Raw genomic sequence first — 16,439 nt, 5'->3', positions numbered from 1 at the left:
TTCCGAGCGAATTTCAGTGATGACTAGCCTATGCTGACACGCATGGACGACGAGGTGCTCGAGTGGGTCGAGCGGGTCGCGGACTTCCTCACGCAGGAGTACGGCCTGCCGCCGATCGCCGGGCGCGTGCTCGGCTGGCTGATGGCGTGCGACCCGCCGGAGCAGTCGGCGGCGCGGCTGGCCGAGGCGGTGGGCGCGAGCCGCGCGTCGCTCACGACCAACCTGCGGTTGCTGCTCGACGCCGGGCTGGTCGGCAAACGGCTCGGCCGCGGCGAGCGCACCGCCTACTACCGCGTGGACGATGACGCGTGGCAACGCGTGATCCGCCGCCGCATCGCCACGCTGGGCTCGTTCCGCGACATCACGAACGCCGGCATCGAGCTGCTCGAACGCGACGGCGCCCGGGCGGCGCGCGTCCGCAGTGCCGACGCGGCGTTCGCGTGGCTGGCCGAAGCGTTCGCGGAAGCCGGCGAGCCGAAGTGAAGGCTGTGGTGGTGGGCGGTGGGATCGGCGGGCTGACGGCCGCGATCGCGTTGCGCCGCACCGGACACGAGGTCACAGTGCTGGAGCGCGCGCCCGAGCTGCGGGAGATCGGGGCCGGGCTTTCCCTGGCGCCCAACGCGATGCGGGCGCTCGACGCGCTGGGGATCGGGGAGCGGGTGCGGAAGCACTCGGCTCCGTCGGAGGTCACGGGCACACTGCGGACGTCGTCGGGCCGGTTCCTGCGCCGGTTCCGGGAGGGGCGGGACGAGCCGCTCGCCGCGTTCCACCGCGCGGAGCTGCACTCGGCTTTGCTGGCGGAGCTGCCGGAAACCTTGGTGCGCACAGGGATTGACGTAACTGATCCATCCGAAGTGGACGCGGACGTGATCGTGGCGGCCGACGGTGTCCACAGTGGATTTCGCTGCCGGGCATTCCCTGCCGCACCCGAACCAGGGTTTCGCTACACGGCCTGGCGCGGCGTTACCGAACCGGGTGCGGCGCCGCCGGTGCGCGGCAGCTTCACCATGGGCCGCGGCGCGTACTTCATGATCCACCCGCTGCCCGGCGACCGCGCCTGCTGGGCCCTCGGCGCCGCCGAGTCCACACCCGGCGTGCGCTACCCGAGCGAGCACGCCGAGGTGACCAGCCGCGTGGCGGACTGGCCGGCCGAGGCCCGCGAGCTCGTGGCGGCGACGCGGCCGGACGCCGTGCTGCACAACGACATCCTCGACCTCGACCCGCTGCCCGCGTTCACGAGCGGACGCGTCGCGCTGCTCGGTGACGCGGCTCACGCCGTGCCGCCGGACCTCGGCCAGGGCGCGTGCCAGGCGATCGAGGACGCCGTGGTCCTCGCCGCATCGCTGCGGGCCCACCCCGTGCCCGAGGCGCTCGCCGCATACGACGCCGCGCGCCGCCCGCGTGCGGCGTACGTCACGAAGCAGGCGCGCAGCAAGGCGGCGGCCGACACGGCGTCGGCGTGGTGGCTGCACGCGCTGCTGGCGGTGACCGTGCCGCTGATGCCCGCGTCGGTGATCCGGCGCCAGGCCGCGCCCTTGTGGGACTGGACTCCGCCCGTCCTCTGAGCACCTGTGCGCCGACCGGGCGGGCGGACCGTCGCAGGTGGACGGCTACGCTGGTGGCATGGCTGTGGCGGTGAGGGTGATCCCGTGTCTGGACGTCGACGCGGGTCGCGTGGTGAAGGGCGTCAACTTCGCCGATCTGCGCGACGCCGGCGACCCGGTGGAGCTGGCCCGGCTGTATGACCACGAAGGCGCCGACGAGCTGACTTTCCTCGACGTCACCGCGTCGTCGGGCAACCGCGAGACCACCTTCGACGTGGTCCGCCGCACGGCCGAGCAGGTCTTCATCCCGCTGACCGTCGGCGGCGGCGTGCGCTCGAACGACGACGTCAACCGCCTGCTGCGCACGGGCGCGGACAAGGTGAGCATCAACACGGCCGCGATCGCGCGCCCGGAGCTGCTGCGCGAGGCGTCGCGCCGGTTCGGGGCCCAGTGCATCGTGCTGTCGGTCGACGCGCGGCGCGTGCCGGAGGGCGGCGAGCCGACGGCGTCGGGCTTCGAGGTGACCACCCACGGCGGGCGCCGCGGCACGGGCATCGACGCGGTCGAGTGGGCGGCGCGCGGCGAGGAGCTGGGCGTCGGCGAGATCCTGCTCAACTCGATGGACGCCGACGGCACCAAGTCCGGCTTCGATCTTTCCTTGATCGAGATGGTCCGCCGCGCCGTGCGTGTGCCGGTGATCGCCAGCGGCGGCGCGGGCGCCGTCGACCACTTCCTGCCCGCCGTGGAGGCCGGTGCGGACGCGGTGCTCGCGGCGAGCGTGTTCCACTTCGGACAGCTGAAGATCGGCGACGTCAAGGGCGCCCTGCGCGAAGGCGGGGTCGTCGTCCGATGAGCCTCGACGCAGACCTGTCCCAGCGGCTCAAGCGCAACTCCGACGGCCTGATCGCGGCCGTCGTCGTGGAGCACTCGACGTCCGACGTGCTGATGATGGCCTGGATGAACGACGAGGCCCTGGAGTCCACCCTCACCACCCGGCGCGCGACCTACTGGTCCCGCAGCCGCCAGGAGCTGTGGGTGAAGGGCGAGACCTCGGGCCACGTCCAGCACGTCCGCGAAGTGCGGATCGACTGCGACGGTGACACAGTGCTCCTGCGTGTGGACCAGACCGGCCCGGCCTGCCACACGGGCACCCACACCTGTTTCGACTCCGCGGAGCGTCTGCTCCTCGCCGACGAGAGTGAGAACACCCCGTGACGGTTGTCGCGAACGTGCTGGTGGGGCTGGTCGCCCTCATCCACGTTTACATCGTGGTGCTCGAAATGTTCCTCTGGACGACCCCGCGTGCCCGCGCTGCGTTCGGCACCACCGAGTCATTCGCGCAGGAGAGCAAGGCGCTCGCCGCGAACCAGGGGCTCTACAACGGTTTCCTCGCGGCGGCCCTGATCTGGGGCCTCATCGCGACCGACCCGACGGGCTTCCAGTTCAAGCTCTACGGCCTGGCCTGCGTGATCGTCGCCGGCCTGTACGGCGCCGCGACGGCCTCGAAGCGGATCCTGCTGGTGCAGGTGCTGCCGGGCGTCCTCGCGCTGGTGTTCGTGCTGCTGGCGCGCTGACCGCCGACCTGGCCCGCGAGACGCGGCGGCTGCGTGCCGTCGCCTGGCGGGCGTGGGCGCTCGCCGCGGTGTGGTGCTTGGTTTCCGCGGGCGGGCTCGTCGCGGTGCTGGGCGTCCTCCACTCGGCGGACACCCTGCTGGCGACCGGCACGCGCGTGCCGGGGACGGTCGTTTCCGTCGCCACTCCGCCGAAGGGCACGCGCTGGATCGACGTGTCCTTCCGCGCCGACGGCCGCGTGCTGACCGAACGCGTCGACCGCAGCTCCATGGCCGCCTACACCCCGGGCGAACGCGTCACGGTGGTCTTCGACCCGGCCGACCCCGCGCGCGCCCGCACGACCACCGAGGACGGCCTGAGCGAGAACGGCCTGGGCTTCGCCTGGATCGGCCTCGGCGTGGTCCTGCTGGGCTTCGTCGTGGCCGCGGCGGGCGCCGTCGGCTGGTCCCGCCGCTCCCGCGCCGTGCGCCGCACGGGCTGGCAGGAGGGCACGGCCACCGTCGTCCTCGCGCCCCCCCCACCGGCCGCACCGTGAACCCGCCGTACGTGCACGTGCGCCTGCTCTCCGGCGAGGTCGTCCGCCTGCGCGCCGTGCCGTCGACCCACGGCGCCCGCTTCCTGCGCACCTACACCGACCGTCCCGCCTGGCTGGGCGGCACCGGGTCCGCGTCGGTGATCCTCTTCCGCCACGGCTGCGGCGAAGCGCCGTACGCCGTGCCGGCCGTGGTCGCGCGCGGGTGAGCCGAAACGCCGGACGGTCCCGTTCGGTTGCCTTCGTCGGCGGTGGTTTCGATCGCAGCTTTTCCCCTGGTGGAGCGCGATTTCCCGGTCGTACCCTCTCCTGATGGACCTGGGGAGGACCGGCCGGAGCGAACGCCCCGGCGGTGACGACGACCAGTCTCTTCCGGTGGACCGGGCCAACGCCGTGGTCCGCCTCGGCCGGGCCGGGGCGACGCCGATGAGCGGGCCGGCGCGGCCTCGCAACAGCCGCGAGCACCGGCGGGCCAAGCGGCTTGCAGAGCAGCAGCGGAAGTGGGACGGCGCGGTCCACCGCCGGTTCCGGCGTTCCGTGCGGACCGCCGTGGCGTGGCTGGTCGTGCTGCTCACCGGGGGCACCGGTGTCCTGCTGACGGGCTTCGCCGGCGAAGCGCTCCTGACCCGCGGCGCCCGCGCGGACGGCGAGGTGACGGCCGTGAGCGAAGAGGTCGTGATCGTCGACTACGTGGTCACCGGGGTGAGCCTGCGCGCGGTGATCGACCACATCTCCGACCACCGGTACGTCGCGGGGGAGACCGTGCCGGTGTTCTACGACCCCGCCGACCCGCACACCGCGCGCCTGCGCGACGACGTGAACCTGAGCCTCGGGATGATGGCGCCGTCCCTCCTCCTCGTCCTCACGAGCCTGGCCGCGATCCCGATCGAGGTCGCCTACGTGGTGGGCTGGGCCCGCCGCCGAGGCTCGCCCTGGTACCCCGCCACGGCGATCGTCCTGCCCCTGAGACTGCGCCCCGACGCCCCGGAGGTGTTCCACACACTGGAGTTCGTCCTCCCCGGCGGCGTCACCATCGAGGCGAAGACCACCTCCGTCCTGCCCGGCCGGTACGCGTTCCTCCGCCACCGTGGCCGGCGAGAGGTGTGGGTCTCCGGTTCCGGCCGCACGCTCGCCGTGGTCCTGCCCGTCGGCCCCCGCGACGGCGAGCCGTCCGCGATCCCGTTTCGCCTGACGTCCACCTCGAAGTGGACGCTCGCCTGAACCACGCGCCGCTGTCGTACGCTTTGGCCGTGGCCCTGGGGAAGACCAACGAAACGCCGGCGAACCGCTTCGTGCGGCCGCGGACTCCGCGTCCGAGGACCGCGCGCTGCGCCGGCAGTTCTGGCGGGCCGTCGGCTGGGCCGTGCTGTGCGCGCTGGTCGTGCCGGCGTCGGCACTGGGCATCGGGTGGCAGGACCTGCGCGCCGACTGGCTCCTCGACCACGGCGACGAGGCCACCGGCAAGGTCGTGGCGGTCCACACGCCCCGGGACGGCGACGGCACGCCCACCATCACGGTCTCCTACACCGCCGCCGGCGTCCCCGAACAGGCCGAGATCAACCGCGACTCCGACCGCGAATACGAAGTGGGCGAACCGATCTCGGTGTTCTACGACCCCGCCGACCCGGCCCGTGTGCGCACCGAAGACGAACAGAACGTCGGCGACGGGTGGATGGCGGTGTTCTCGGTCCCGCTGATCTTCGTGGCGATTCTCCTGCCGTTGACGATCACCCTCGCCGTGGGCTGGGCGCGTCGCCGCCGGCTCGCCCGCCGCACGGGTTGGCGGCCCGTCCGCATCCAGGCCCACGATCGCGCCGACCACGCGCAGGTCGTCCGCTTCACCGTCGGCGGCCGGCGGGTCGTCGCCCGTACGACGTCGCTGACGCGCGTGCCTCGTGAGGGGAGCCGCCGGGCCGGCGCGAGGGTCGCGGGGTCGGGCCTCCGGTTCGTTTTGGTGCTGCCCCGCGGTTCCCGCCGCGGCGGGCCACGCGTGGTGGCCTTGCGCGCGTTCGATCCCCGCCGCGGCGGATGACTGCCGAGGGGACCGTCAGCACGCTCGATGGGCCCTCTCGGTTGCCTTCCCGGCCGGTGTTCTGAATCGCAGCTTTTTAGCTGGTGGAACGAGATTTCCCGGTCGTACGCTCTCCTGATGGATCTGGGGATGACCGGCGCGGGCGAAACCCCGCGCCAAGAAGACGACGAACCTCTCCCAGCCCGCACCGGGCGGCTGCCGAAGCCGGACCCGGTGATCTTGGACCGGGCCGTGCGCTCGCGGATCTGGCACGCCCTCGGCGCGGCCGCGCTGTGGGTCCTCGTGGTGGCCGCGACGATCGTCGGCTCGTCCGTGCTCTTCGACCGGGCGGACCGCCTGCTCACGGACGGGGTGAAGGTGCCCGCGCGAGTGGTCGCCGTGGAGGACGGGAAAACCGGGGCCTATCTCGTCGTGGACTACCTGGCACCGGGCGTCGAAGGCAGGATCGACCTCGACTCCGGTAACCGGTACTTCGTCGGCGAAGTCCTGACGGTGTACTACGACCCGGCCGATCCGGCGCACGTGCGCACCACGGAAGAGCCCAACGGCGACGACTCCTGGGCCTTGGGCTCGGTCGTCGTGGTCGTTCTCGAGGCGGGCGCGCTCTCGTGGGCCGTGGCGTACCCGGTCGTCCTGGACCGGCGCCGGCGGATCGCGCGCCGCTCCGGGTGGCGACCGGTCAAGGTCACGTCCCTGCGCAACGGCACGTACGTCCTGAACCACGCCGGCCGCGAACGGACGTCGGCCCGCGTCGTCACGCTGCTGCGCGGTCGTTACGAGTACTTGGCCAAGCAGCCCGTCTCCGCCTGGGTAGCCGGCGAAGGCGCCCGCCTGCTCCTCGTGGCCCCGCGCGGCAACCGCCTCTACGCCATCCCCCTCGGCCGCAGCCCCGGCTGGTCCCCGATCCTGCCGCCACGCCGGGGACGGAGCCGATGACCGGGGGACCGGACCCGGCCGCGTTGAACCGCGCGGTACGCCTGCGGATCCGGCGCGCCGTGGCAGCCGCGGTGCTGTGGGCGCTCGGCGGCGGCGGTGGGGCCTCTCGGGGCGCAGCTGGTGGATGCGTTGTCCGACGCGCTTCTCGGGCAGTGGGTGGCCGTGCCCGCGCGGGTGACCGCGGTCGACGACCACCCGCTGCGCGGATCCCCGACCTCGCGGTGGACTACCTCGGCTGGGGGACGGCCCGGCAGGCGACGATCGACCACGACTCCGACACGCGGTACTTCGTCGGCGAAGTCCTGACGGTGTACTACGACCCGGCCGACCCCGGGCGTGCCCGGACCGACGACGACCGCAACGACGGTTTCGCGCTCGCGCTGCTGGGCGGCGTGACCCTCTGCTCGCTGTGCTGCCTCCCGTGGGCGGTGGTGTTTCCCGTGCTCCTGGCACTGCGCCACCGGGCCGCCCGCCGCTCCGGCTGGGAGCCGGTCGAGGTCACCGCGTTCAGCGACGGGTCGCTGGTGCTCGCCGGCCGGGAGCGCACGGCGACCGGCACCAGCACGGTCACCCGCCGCCGTTGCCCGTACCTCGAAGGAAAACCCTCCCGAGGCTGGGTCGCCGGCGAAGGCCGGCGCCTGGTCCTGGTGATCCCGCGGGGCGCGGGCCCGTTCGCGATCCCGCTTCGCCGCCTCAAACTCCAGCCACGGAAAACCCCAGGGTGACAGCACGATGGTCGCTGAAGACCAGCCCGCGAGACGGCCGCGCGCCAAACGGCATCGCCACCAAACCCGCCGGCAACGCGCCGAACGGGGACCCGCCGACCCCACGGGGTGGGATCGCGCGCTGCGCAAGCGGTTCTGGCGCGCGGCAGCCGCGGCGACGGCGTGGTTCCTGATCATCCCGGTGGCGGTCACCGTGATTTCCTTGCTGCACAACAGGTCCACCTGGCTGCTCGACCACGGCACGAAGGTCGAGGGGCGCGTGGTCGCCGTGTACACCCCGGCGCGGGGCGCGCCGACCGTCACCGTGGACTACCCCGTCGGCGACGTCCTCGCACAAGCGGTGATCAACCGCGACTCGGACGACGACTACGTCGAGAACGAGCGCGTCCAGGTCTACTACGACCCGGCCGATCCGCAGCGCGTGCGGACCGACGACGAGGAGAACGTCACCAACGCGGGGATGGCTTTCGCCGTGATCCCGATGCTCGTGGCCTTGCTCGTCTTCCCGTGGCTGATCGCGTACACGCTGGGCTGGGCCCGCCGGCGCCGATGCGCCCGCAAGTCGGGCTGGGAACCCGTCACCGCCGTCGTTTTCGACTCCTCGGGTGGCTACCAGCTCCTGCGCCTCGACTTCCCCGATGGCCGGCGGCTCGCCGCCCGCACCGTGGCGGCGCTGCGCGGGCGCTACTCCTTCCTTCGCAACGGGCCGGTCGAAGCGTGGGTCTCCGGCGAAGGCCGCCGCTTCACCCTCGCGCTGCCACACCACGCGAAGGGGCCCTACGTGATCCCCCTGCGCGTCCCGCGCGGATCACGATGGCCGGCCGGCCGATGAGCCCCGAAGCGGACGAGACAGCCTGGAACCGCGTGCTGCGCAGGCGATCGTGCCGATCCGTCGCAGCCGCCTTCTTCTGGCTCCTCGTCCTGGCTTCGACGGTGGGCGGCATGATCGCCCTGGACGCTTCCGCGGACGCGCTGCTCGTGAGCGGGATGCGCGCGGTCGGCCGGGTGGTCGGCGTCGCGGACCCGCGCCGAGGGACGCCGACCATCACCGTGGACTACACCGTGGGTGTCACGCCCCGGGAAGCCGTCGTCAACCGGGACTCCGGGCTGGCCTACCACGTGGGGGATCTCGTGTGGGTCTACTACGACCCGGTCGATCCGCAGCACGTGCGCACGGCCGAAGAGCGCAACCACAACGACGCCTGGAAGTGGGGCCTGGTCTCCCCGGCGCTCGTGGCGCTGGTCTTCTTCCCCTGGGGCACGGTGTTCGCGGTGCGCTGGGTCCGCCGGTGGCGTGCGGCCCGGCGGTCGAGCTGGGTGCCCGTCACGGTGACCGACGCGACGCCCGAAGCGGCGCACCAGGCGCTGGCTCTCAAGGTCAACGACGCGGGGCGGCTGAGGGTCCGGACCCTCTCGATGCTGCCCGGCCGCTACACCTTCCTGCAGGGCCCCGAACCGACGCGAGCATGGATCGGCGGCGCGGGCTCGGCCACGGTCCTCGTGCTCGCCCGGGGGCCGCGCAGAGCCCGTCCCTGCCCGATCCAGGTCCGCCCGCAGCTGGGCTGGACCTGGCCGGCCGGCCGGTGAGCGGCGGGCCGCGACGGGCGATGCTGTTCGTGTCGGGGCGGAGGCGGTCTCGATGCAGACGATCAACACCCGCCGGACCTAAAGCCCGAGATCGCCCGTCAGGTACCGCTGCAGGTTCGGCGCGATCGCCGTCACGAGCGTTTCGACTTCGGCCGACGCGATCGGCTCGAAGCGGGCGATGTAGCGGACCATGCCGAGCCCCACGACCTGCGAGGCGCACAGCGTGGTCCGCAGTCCGGGCTGGTCGGAGCCGATGTGGCCGATCACCTCGGCGAAGAACAGCGAGAAGAAGTCCCGCAGCACGGTCGCGGCCAGCTCGTGGCCCGCGACGCTGCGGATGAGCGCCTGGAACGTGTCGCCGCCGGCGCCGTCCCAGCGGGTGACGAAGACGCGGACGATCCGTTCGCCCAGCTTGTCGTCGGGGCCGTCGCGCAGGGTCGCGAGCAGTTCATGCGGGGAGAACGGCAGCTCCAGCACGGCCTGGGCGAACAGGCCCTCCTTGCCGCCGAACCAGTGGTTGACCATGGCCGCGTCGACGCCGGCGCGCGCGGCGATCGCGCGCACAGTGGCGCGTTCGTAGCCGTGTTCCGCGAACACCGCGCGCGCGGCCTCGATCAAGGCGGTCCGGGTGTCCTGCCCGGCGGGCCGGCGGCCGCGCCTGCGGGAGGTAGTGTCTTCGGTGCTCACGGGTCCACTATGACTCGTCGCCCCCTTGAATTCAACAGGTGCTGAATTCAAGGGCCGCCCAAGGTCCGCCGAGGCCCGCGCGGCACAATGGGGCCCATGGTCAGCTCAGCAGCCGGCAAATCCACCGGGCCCGGCCCGGTCAGCCCCTCGCGCGCCGAGTTCCGCGCCCTCGCCGAAGGCCGCCGCGTGATCCCCGTGGTGCGCAAGGTCCTCGCCGACGGGGAGACCCCGCTCGGGATCTACCGCAAGCTCGGTGCCGACCGGCCCGGCACGTTCCTGTTCGAGTCGGCGGAGAACGGCAAGTCGTGGTCGCGCTGGTCGTTCGTGGGCGTGCGCAGCCCGGCCGCGCTGACCGTGCGCGACGGCAAGGCCGTGTGGACCGGCACGCCGCCCGTCGGCCTGCCCACCGAAGGCGACCCGCTGCAGGTGCTGCGCGCCACCGTCGAGGCGCTGCACACCGAGCCGCTGCCGGGCCTGCCGCCGTTGACCGGCGGCATGGTGGGCTACATCGGCTACGACGCCGTGCGCTGGCTGGAGAAGCTGCCAGAGCTCGCCGAGCGCGACCTCGACATCCCCGAGCTGACCATGCTCCTGGCCACCGACCTCGCGGCGTTCGACCACCACGAGGGCACCGTCACGCTGATCGCCAACGCGGTCAACTGGGACGACTCGCCCGAGCGCGTGGACGCGGCCTACGACAGCGCGCTGGAGCGCCTGTCGGCGATGACCGAGCAGCTGCGCGTGCCCGCGCCGCCGACCGTCGCGACGTTCGACCGGCCGGCGCCGGAGTTCAAGCGCCGCCGCACGAAGGAAGACTTCCACGCCGCCGTCGACAAGGCCGTGGAAGCGATCAAGGCCGGCGAAGCGTTTCAGGTCGTACCCTCGCAACGCTTCGAGATCGAGACCGGCGCCGACGCGCTCGACGTCTACCGCGTGCTGCGCAACTCCAACCCGAGCCCGTACATGTACCTGCTGCGGCTGGAGGGCTTCGACATCGTCGGCTCCAGCCCCGAGTCGCTGGTCACCGTGCGCGACGGCCGAGCGACCACGCACCCCATCGCGGGCACGCGCTGGCGCGGCGCCGACCCGGAGGAGGACGCGCAGCTGGCCAAGGACCTGCTGGCCGACGAGAAGGAACGCGCCGAGCACCTCATGCTCGTCGACCTCGGCCGCAACGACCTGGGCAAGGTCTGCCGCCCCGGCAGCGTGCACGTGGTCGACTTCTTCCAGATCGAGCGCTACAGCCACGTGATGCACATCGTGTCCACCGTCACCGGTGAGCTGGCCGAGGGCAAGACGGCGTTCGACGCGGTCACCGCCTGCTTCCCGGCGGGCACGCTCTCGGGCGCGCCCAAGGTGCGCGCGATGCAGCTGATCGAGGAGCTCGAGCCCGTGCGCCGTGCCCTGTACGGCGGCGTCGTCGGCTACCTCGACTTCGCGGGCGACGCCGACACGGCCATCGCCATCCGCACCGCCCTGATGCGCGACGGCGTGGCCTACGTCCAGGCCGGCGGCGGCGTGGTCGCCGACTCCGTGGCCGACTACGAGGACACCGAGTCGCTCAACAAGGCGCGCACGGTGCTCTCGGCCGTCGCGGCGGCCCAGACCATGGTCCCCGCGGGCGAGCTCGATCCAGCCGAGGACTCCGCCGGTGTCTGAGCAGGGAGAGCCGGAACCAGCGGGCCCGCGGCAGTCCGAGCCGGTACAGACCGAGGCTAAGCCCTCGCGCCGTCCACTGTGGATGATCGTCGTCGGCCTGTTGCTGGGCGCGCTCGCGTTGTGGGGCGCCTCCAAGCTCGCGTGGTTCGCCGAGTTCCGCGACGGCGGCGTGCTCGGTACGCAGCTCTACACCGAAGACGGCGAGCAGCGGGCCACGGCGCTTGTGCCGCTGGCGTTGCTGGCGCTGGCCGGCGTCGCGGGCGTGATCGCGACCGGCGGCTGGGCGCGGCGGATCCTGGGCTTGGTGCTGGCGCTGGCGGGCCTCGCGGGCGTCTGGACCGGCGTGAACGGCGTCAAGTTCAGCGGCTGGGCGCCCGGATTGCCCGTCACCGAGATGCTTCTCGGCCGCGGGCTGGCCGTGCTGGGCGGAATTCTCCTCGTCGTCGCGGGGTTGGTCGCAGTCAAGGGTGCGGGCGCCGCGCGGCGGCTCGGCACCCGGTACGCGGCGCCGGGCGCCCAGCGCGCCAAGCGTGATCCGGACATCGAGCTGTGGGAGGCGCTTTCCGAGGGTGAGGACCCCACCGCGAGCAGGTGAGTGCCGGATACCGAAGCGCATTCGGAGCAAGGCGTGCACCCGGAACGGGCCGGTCTTCGAGCGGGGGTTAGCATCGTTTCGGCGGGAAGGGGAAGGTTTTTGTGAGCGAACTTGCGATGGGATCGATGAATTCGCCGACGGACGGGTGCGCCCGGTGAGCGTGCTCGAAGACATCGTCGCCGGTGTGCGGGAGGACCTCGCCGTGCGCGAGTCCGTGCTGCCCTTCGACGAGCTGAAGGCCCGCGCGGCCAAGGCCCCGGCACCCCGAGACGTGATGGCCGCCCTGCGTGAGTCGGGCATCGGCGTGATCGCCGAGGTGAAGCGGCGCAGCCCTTCCAAGGGCGACCTCGCCGTGATTCCCGACCCCGCCTCCCTGGCCAAGGACTACGAGGACGGCGGCGCGCGCGTGATCAGCGTGCTCACCGAGCAGCGCCGCTTCGGCGGCTCGCTCGCCGACCTCGACGCCGTGCGCGCGGCCGTCGACGTTCCCGTGCTGCGCAAGGACTTCATCGTCAGCCCGTACCAGGTGCACGAGGCGCGCCTGCACGGCGCGGACATGGTGCTGCTGATCGTCGCCGCGTTGGAGCAGAACGCGCTGGCCGCGCTGCTCGACCGCGTCGAGTCGCTCGGCATGACCGCGCTCGTGGAGATCCACAACGCCGAAGAGGCCGACCGCGCCCTCGAGGCCGGTGCCCAGGTGATCGGCGTCAACGCCCGCAACCTGCACACGCTGGAAGTCGACCGGGACGTGTTCTCCCGCCTCGCCCCGGGGCTGCCGTTCGAGGTGTTCAAGGTCGCCGAGTCCGGCGTCCGCGGCCCCGGCGACCTGATGTCCTACGCCGGCCAGGGTGCCGACGCCGTGCTGGTCGGCGAGGGCCTGGTGGCCTCCGGCGACCCGAAGGGCGCGCTGGTGAAGCTCGTCACCGCCGGTTCGCACCCCGCCTGCCCGAGGCCGTCGCGGTGACCGAGGAGCACAGCAAGCACGACCCGGACGAGCGGGGCTACTACGGCCCCTACGGCGGCCGGTTCATGCCGGAAGCGCTGATCGGCGTCGTCGACGAGGTCGCGGCTGAGTACGAGAAGGCGCGCCGCGACCCGGAGTTCACCGGTGAGCTGCGCCGCCTGCTCAAGGACTACGCGGGCCGCCCGTCGCTGCTCACCGAGGCCAAACGCTTCGGCGCGCACGCCGGGGGCGCGCGGGTGTTCCTCAAGCGCGAAGACCTCAACCACACCGGTTCGCACAAGATCAACAACGTGCTCGGCCAGGCGCTGCTCACCAAGCGCATGGGCAAGAAGCGCGTGATCGCCGAGACCGGCGCGGGCCAGCACGGCGTGGCCACGGCCACCGCGTGCGCGCTGCTCGACCTCGAGTGCCTGGTCTACATGGGCGAGGTCGACACCGAGCGCCAGGCGCTCAACGTCGCGCGCATGAAGCTGCTCGGCGCCGAGGTCGTGCCGGTCAAGACCGGTTCCCGCACGCTCAAGGACGCGATCAACGAGGCCTTGCGCGACTGGGTGACCAACTCCGAGACCACGCACTACCTGTTCGGCACCGCCGCGGGCCCGTACCCGTTCCCGATGATGGTGCGCAACTTCCACAAGGTCATCGGCGAGGAAGCGCGCGAGCAGATCCTGGAGCAGGCCGGCCGGCTGCCCGACGTCGTCGCCGCGTGCGTCGGCGGCGGTTCCAACGCCATCGGCATCTTCTCCGGCTTCTACGACGACCCGTCGGTGCGGCTGGTCGGCCTGGAGCCGGGCGGCGAGGGCCTCGACGGCGACCGCCACGGCGCCACGCTCACCAAGGGCACCCCGGGCAACCTGCACGGCGCGATGTCGTACCTGCTGCAGGACGAGGACGGCCAGACGGTGGAGTCGCACTCCATCTCGGCCGGGCTCGACTACCCGGGCGTCGGCCCGGAGCACGCGTGGCTCAAGGACTCCGGCCGCGCCGAGTACCGCCCGGTCACTGACGCCGAGGCCATGGACGCGTTCCGGCTGCTCTCGCGCACCGAAGGCATCATCCCGGCGATCGAGTCGGCCCACGCGCTGGCCGGCGCCCTGGTGCTCGGCCGTGAGCTCGGGCCCGAGGGCCTCATCGTCGTGAACCTCTCGGGGCGCGGCGACAAGGACATGGACACCGCGGCCAAGTGGTTCGGCCTCGTGGACGGGGAGGACCAGTGAGCGCGCTCGACGACCTGTTCGCGGCGACGCGGGCGGAAGGCCGGGCCGCGCTGGTCGGCTACCTGCCCGCCGGATTCCCGTCGGTCGACGGCTCGAAGGATCTCCTGGCCGCCACCATCGACGGCGGTGCGGACCTGCTCGAGATCGGCGTGCCGTACTCCGACCCGGTGATGGACGGGCCCACGATCCAGGCCGCCGCCGAGTCGGCGCTGGCCGGTGGGTTCAAGCTCAAGCGGCTCTTCGAGGTCGTCGAGTCGGTGTCGGCGCGCGGCGGCAAGGCCGTGGTGATGACGTACTGGAACCCGGTGCACCGCTACGGCGTCGACCGCTTCGCGCGCGACCTCGCGTCGGCGGGCGGGCTGGGCATGATCACGCCGGACCTGATCCCCGACGAGGCCGCCGAGTGGACGGCCGTGTCCGAGACCCACGGTCTGGACCGGATCTTCCTGGTGGCGCCGTCGTCGTCGGAGGAGCGCCTGGCGCTCACCACCGCCGCGTCGTCCGGCTTCGTCTACGCCACGGCGGTCATGGGCGTCACGGGCGCCCGTGACGCGGTGGGCGTGCACGCGGAGGACCTGGTCCGCCGCACGCGGGCCCACACGCACCTCCCGATCGGCGTCGGCCTCGGCGTCCGCTCCGGCGACCAGGCGGCCCAGGTGGGCGGCTTCGCCGACGCGGTGATCGTCGGGTCGGCCCTGGTCACGGCCGCAGCCGAGGGCAGTGTCGACGGGGTGCGGAAGCTGGCGGAGGAGCTCGCGGAAGGCGTGCGCCGGGCTCCGGCCCGGGCCTGACTTCGGCGTTCTGCTCCGGGGGCCACCTGTCGCTGGCACGATGCGGGCCATGACCCGCACCGCCCGTCGCATGTTCGACCTGCTCGAACCGATCTGCCTGGTCACCTTCTTGTCCGACGAGTGCAACGACGAGCTGGCCGCGCTCGGCCACCGCACCTACTGGGACGGTTACTTCGCCAGCCGCGCCGCTCCGCTGGGGCGCGTGCCGGCGCAGGTCGTGCACGCGGCCTTCTACAACTTCGCCGACGGCGAGGTCGAGCGGCACATCCCGAGTGCGTGGGAGACGATCCCGCCCGAGGCCTCCTTCGCCGCGCGCGAGCGAGGCAGCGCGGCCTCGTTGCGCCGGATCCTCGGTGAGGAGCTGGCTTCCTCGCCGGGTTTGGTACGCGCCGCCGAGCTGACGACCCAGGCCGCGGTCAACACGCCCACCGCGGGCCGCGTGATGTTCGCCGGCATGCGCGCCCTCCCGGTGCCCACCGACCCTGTCGCCCGCCTGTGGCACTCGGCGACCATGCTCCGCGAACACCGCGGTGACGGCCACATCGCCGCCCTCCTCGCCGCGGGCATCGGCGGCACGGAAGCCCATGTGCTCTCGGCGCTCGACATGGGCATCCACCCCCCGGAATCCTTCGGGCGTGTCCAGCACCTGCCGAAGGCTCGGCTGGCTGCGGTCATGGCCGGCCTGCGCTCACGCGGCCTCGTCGACGCGGCGGGCCATTTCACCGACGCGGGGCGCGAGACCAAGCAACGCATCGAGACCCTGACCGATGACCTCGCCGCGGCGCCGTACGACACGTTGTCGCCCGCCGAGCTCGACGAGCTGATCGCCGCACTCGAGCCGATCACGGCGAAGGTGGTGGCCACGGGGTCACAGTGACGAACGGGCCATTTGTATGGATCATGTACGCCCACCACCGACCCTCGGCTGCATGACCTTCACCCACCTCCCTCGGCGTTCGTTCCTCCGTGGCGCCGCCGGCCTCACCGCCGCGACCGCCGCGGGCCTGATCCTGCCTGGCCTTGCCCGAGCAGCCGGGCAAAGCCAACAACAAGAGCCCCGCATCTACAGCTGCGCCGAATGGGGCGCCCGGCCGCCCGCCGATCCGTTGACGACGCTCGACCACCCGGCGAACCGCGTGCTCGTGCACCACATCGCGTGCCCCAACAGCACGGACTATTCGCTGGCCCACGCGTTTCAGGTCGCGCGCGACGACCAGGCCGACCACATCGACAACAACGGCTGGTCCGACACCGGTCAGCACTTCACGATCTCCCGCGGCGGCTACCGCATGGAAGGCCGCCACGGCAGCCTCGACGCGCTGCGCAATGGCAACCAGATCGTGCGCGCCGCACACTGCCCGGGCCAGAACGACAACGCGATCGGCATCGAGAACGAAGGCACGTACACCTCGGTCGAACCGCCGCAAGCGCAGTGGGATTCGCTGGTCGTCTTCATCGCGTACGTCTGCGAGCAGTACGGCATCCCCGTCGAGGAGATCAAGGGCCACCGCGACTACTACAACACCGAATGCCCGGGCGACAAGCTCTACGCGAAGCTGCCGCAGCTGCGTGCGGAAGTCGGCGGCCTGCTCGGCTGA

Annotated in this window: 21 protein-coding genes; 20 read left to right on the top strand and 1 reads right to left on the bottom strand. The window is 72.4% G+C overall.

Annotated elements, in window-relative coordinates; translation table 11 throughout:
• Window positions 1-42 precede the first annotated feature (42 nt).
• From AB0H62_RS41930 to AB0H62_RS41870, 13 genes are all read left to right on the top strand, one after another.
• Window positions 43-483: a MarR family transcriptional regulator gene (locus tag AB0H62_RS41930; protein WP_255637671.1), complete on the top strand. Its 441-nt coding sequence runs from the start codon at window positions 43-45 to the stop codon at window positions 481-483.
• Entirely contained in the window at window positions 480-1,565 is a 1,086-nt protein-coding gene (locus AB0H62_RS41925) for an FAD-dependent monooxygenase (RefSeq protein WP_360592031.1), read from the top strand. Before AB0H62_RS41930 ends, AB0H62_RS41925 begins: the two co-directional genes overlap by 4 nt.
• A gap of 58 nt (window positions 1,566-1,623) precedes the next feature.
• A complete protein-coding gene (gene hisF / locus AB0H62_RS41920; RefSeq protein ID WP_360592030.1) occupies window positions 1,624-2,397 on the top strand; it encodes an imidazole glycerol phosphate synthase subunit HisF in 774 nt (257 codons plus the stop codon).
• Window positions 2,394-2,759 (top strand): phosphoribosyl-AMP cyclohydrolase, encoded by a 366-nt coding sequence (gene hisI, locus AB0H62_RS41915; RefSeq protein WP_220238021.1) that lies wholly within the window; start codon window positions 2,394-2,396, stop codon window positions 2,757-2,759. The genes hisF and hisI overlap by 4 nt, the downstream gene beginning before the upstream one ends.
• Window positions 2,756-3,118 carry a DUF1304 domain-containing protein gene (locus AB0H62_RS41910; RefSeq protein ID WP_360592029.1) on the top strand — a complete coding sequence of 121 codons (363 nt, stop codon included), beginning with the start codon at window positions 2,756-2,758 and terminating at the stop codon, window positions 3,116-3,118. Before hisI ends, AB0H62_RS41910 begins: the two co-directional genes overlap by 4 nt.
• A gap of 68 nt (window positions 3,119-3,186) precedes the next feature.
• The gene (locus AB0H62_RS41905) at window positions 3,187-3,651 is read left to right on the top strand and encodes a DUF3592 domain-containing protein (protein ID WP_360592028.1); all 465 of its coding nucleotides are present in this window, start codon (window positions 3,187-3,189) and stop codon (window positions 3,649-3,651) included.
• Window positions 3,648-3,857, top strand: a complete 210-nt coding sequence (locus AB0H62_RS41900; protein WP_360592027.1) for a hypothetical protein — start codon at window positions 3,648-3,650, stop codon at window positions 3,855-3,857. The genes AB0H62_RS41905 and AB0H62_RS41900 overlap by 4 nt, the downstream gene beginning before the upstream one ends.
• A 103-nt stretch (window positions 3,858-3,960) precedes the next feature.
• On the top strand, window positions 3,961-4,869 hold the full coding sequence (locus tag AB0H62_RS41895) for a DUF3592 domain-containing protein (protein ID WP_360592026.1): 909 nt from the start codon (window positions 3,961-3,963) through the stop codon (window positions 4,867-4,869).
• Window positions 4,870-5,011: 142 nt separating this feature from the next.
• Window positions 5,012-5,680, top strand: coding sequence for a DUF3592 domain-containing protein (locus AB0H62_RS41890; protein ID WP_360592025.1), 669 nt, complete (start codon window positions 5,012-5,014; stop codon window positions 5,678-5,680).
• A 117-nt stretch (window positions 5,681-5,797) separates the two neighbouring features.
• Window positions 5,798-6,616, top strand: a complete 819-nt coding sequence (locus AB0H62_RS41885; RefSeq protein ID WP_220238026.1) for a DUF3592 domain-containing protein — start codon at window positions 5,798-5,800, stop codon at window positions 6,614-6,616.
• Complete coding sequence (locus tag AB0H62_RS41880; RefSeq protein WP_360592024.1) at window positions 6,613-7,341, top strand: DUF3592 domain-containing protein; 729 nt, start codon at window positions 6,613-6,615, stop codon at window positions 7,339-7,341. Before AB0H62_RS41885 ends, AB0H62_RS41880 begins: the two co-directional genes overlap by 4 nt.
• Window positions 7,342-7,348: 7 nt before the next feature.
• Complete coding sequence (locus AB0H62_RS41875; protein WP_360592023.1) at window positions 7,349-8,173, top strand: DUF3592 domain-containing protein; 825 nt, start codon at window positions 7,349-7,351, stop codon at window positions 8,171-8,173.
• Window positions 8,170-8,928, top strand: coding sequence for a DUF3592 domain-containing protein (locus AB0H62_RS41870; RefSeq protein WP_360592022.1), 759 nt, complete (start codon window positions 8,170-8,172; stop codon window positions 8,926-8,928). Before AB0H62_RS41875 ends, AB0H62_RS41870 begins: the two co-directional genes overlap by 4 nt.
• Window positions 8,929-9,006: 78 nt before the next feature.
• Here AB0H62_RS41870 and AB0H62_RS41865 read toward each other — a convergent pair whose 3' ends face one another.
• Window positions 9,007-9,615 (bottom strand): TetR family transcriptional regulator, encoded by a 609-nt coding sequence (locus AB0H62_RS41865; RefSeq protein ID WP_220238031.1) that lies wholly within the window; start codon window positions 9,613-9,615, stop codon window positions 9,007-9,009.
• A 96-nt stretch (window positions 9,616-9,711) separates the two neighbouring features.
• Here AB0H62_RS41865 and AB0H62_RS41860 point away from each other — a divergent pair, with 96 nt between their 5' ends.
• The 7 genes from AB0H62_RS41860 to AB0H62_RS41830 all read left to right on the top strand — a co-directional run bounded on the left by AB0H62_RS41860 (window position 9,712) and on the right by AB0H62_RS41830 (window position 16,439).
• Window positions 9,712-11,274 carry an anthranilate synthase component I gene (locus AB0H62_RS41860; RefSeq protein WP_220238032.1) on the top strand — a complete coding sequence of 521 codons (1,563 nt, stop codon included), beginning with the start codon at window positions 9,712-9,714 and terminating at the stop codon, window positions 11,272-11,274.
• A gap of 82 nt (window positions 11,275-11,356) precedes the next feature.
• Window positions 11,357-11,869 carry a Trp biosynthesis-associated membrane protein gene (locus AB0H62_RS41855; protein WP_220247480.1) on the top strand — a complete coding sequence of 171 codons (513 nt, stop codon included), beginning with the start codon at window positions 11,357-11,359 and terminating at the stop codon, window positions 11,867-11,869.
• 154 nt (window positions 11,870-12,023) lie between these two features.
• Window positions 12,024-12,833, top strand: coding sequence for an indole-3-glycerol phosphate synthase TrpC (trpC, locus tag AB0H62_RS41850; RefSeq protein ID WP_220238033.1), 810 nt, complete (start codon window positions 12,024-12,026; stop codon window positions 12,831-12,833).
• Window positions 12,830-14,050: a tryptophan synthase subunit beta gene (trpB, locus tag AB0H62_RS41845; RefSeq protein WP_255637672.1), complete on the top strand. Its 1,221-nt coding sequence runs from the start codon at window positions 12,830-12,832 to the stop codon at window positions 14,048-14,050. The genes trpC and trpB overlap by 4 nt, the downstream gene beginning before the upstream one ends.
• The gene (gene trpA, locus AB0H62_RS41840) at window positions 14,047-14,841 is read left to right on the top strand and encodes a tryptophan synthase subunit alpha (RefSeq protein WP_220238034.1); all 795 of its coding nucleotides are present in this window, start codon (window positions 14,047-14,049) and stop codon (window positions 14,839-14,841) included. Before trpB ends, trpA begins: the two co-directional genes overlap by 4 nt.
• A gap of 49 nt (window positions 14,842-14,890) precedes the next feature.
• Window positions 14,891-15,718 carry a MarR family transcriptional regulator gene (locus AB0H62_RS41835; protein ID WP_255637673.1) on the top strand — a complete coding sequence of 276 codons (828 nt, stop codon included), beginning with the start codon at window positions 14,891-14,893 and terminating at the stop codon, window positions 15,716-15,718.
• Window positions 15,719-15,770: 52 nt separating this feature from the next.
• Window positions 15,771-16,439: a peptidoglycan recognition family protein gene (locus tag AB0H62_RS41830; RefSeq protein WP_360592021.1), complete on the top strand. Its 669-nt coding sequence runs from the start codon at window positions 15,771-15,773 to the stop codon at window positions 16,437-16,439.

The organism is Amycolatopsis sp. NPDC050768 (assembly GCF_040654155.1).
Taxonomy (GTDB): Bacteria; Actinomycetota; Actinomycetes; order Mycobacteriales; family Pseudonocardiaceae; genus Amycolatopsis.
The sequence above is the reverse complement of the archived record's forward strand: the minus strand, read 5'-3'. Positions and strand labels throughout refer to the sequence as shown.

Excerpts from the sequence above, each read along its gene's own strand:
- AB0H62_RS41930 (WP_255637671.1), top strand. The coding sequence starts at position 43 with ATGGACGACGAGGTGCTCGAGTGGGTCGAGCGGGTCGCGGACTTCCTC.
- hisF (WP_360592030.1), top strand. The coding sequence starts at position 1,624 with ATGGCTGTGGCGGTGAGGGTGATCCCGTGTCTGGACGTCGACGCGGGT.
- hisI (WP_220238021.1), top strand. The coding sequence starts at position 2,394 with ATGAGCCTCGACGCAGACCTGTCCCAGCGGCTCAAGCGCAACTCCGAC.
- AB0H62_RS41895 (WP_360592026.1), top strand. The coding sequence starts at position 3,961 with ATGGACCTGGGGAGGACCGGCCGGAGCGAACGCCCCGGCGGTGACGAC.
- AB0H62_RS41885 (WP_220238026.1), top strand. The coding sequence starts at position 5,798 with ATGGATCTGGGGATGACCGGCGCGGGCGAAACCCCGCGCCAAGAAGAC.
- AB0H62_RS41880 (WP_360592024.1), top strand. The coding sequence starts at position 6,613 with ATGACCGGGGGACCGGACCCGGCCGCGTTGAACCGCGCGGTACGCCTG.
- AB0H62_RS41875 (WP_360592023.1), top strand. The coding sequence starts at position 7,349 with ATGGTCGCTGAAGACCAGCCCGCGAGACGGCCGCGCGCCAAACGGCAT.
- AB0H62_RS41870 (WP_360592022.1), top strand. The coding sequence starts at position 8,170 with ATGAGCCCCGAAGCGGACGAGACAGCCTGGAACCGCGTGCTGCGCAGG.
- AB0H62_RS41860 (WP_220238032.1), top strand. The coding sequence starts at position 9,712 with ATGGTCAGCTCAGCAGCCGGCAAATCCACCGGGCCCGGCCCGGTCAGC.
- AB0H62_RS41855 (WP_220247480.1), top strand. The coding sequence starts at position 11,357 with ATGATCGTCGTCGGCCTGTTGCTGGGCGCGCTCGCGTTGTGGGGCGCC.
- AB0H62_RS41835 (WP_255637673.1), top strand. The coding sequence starts at position 14,891 with ATGACCCGCACCGCCCGTCGCATGTTCGACCTGCTCGAACCGATCTGC.
- AB0H62_RS41830 (WP_360592021.1), top strand. The coding sequence starts at position 15,771 with ATGACCTTCACCCACCTCCCTCGGCGTTCGTTCCTCCGTGGCGCCGCC.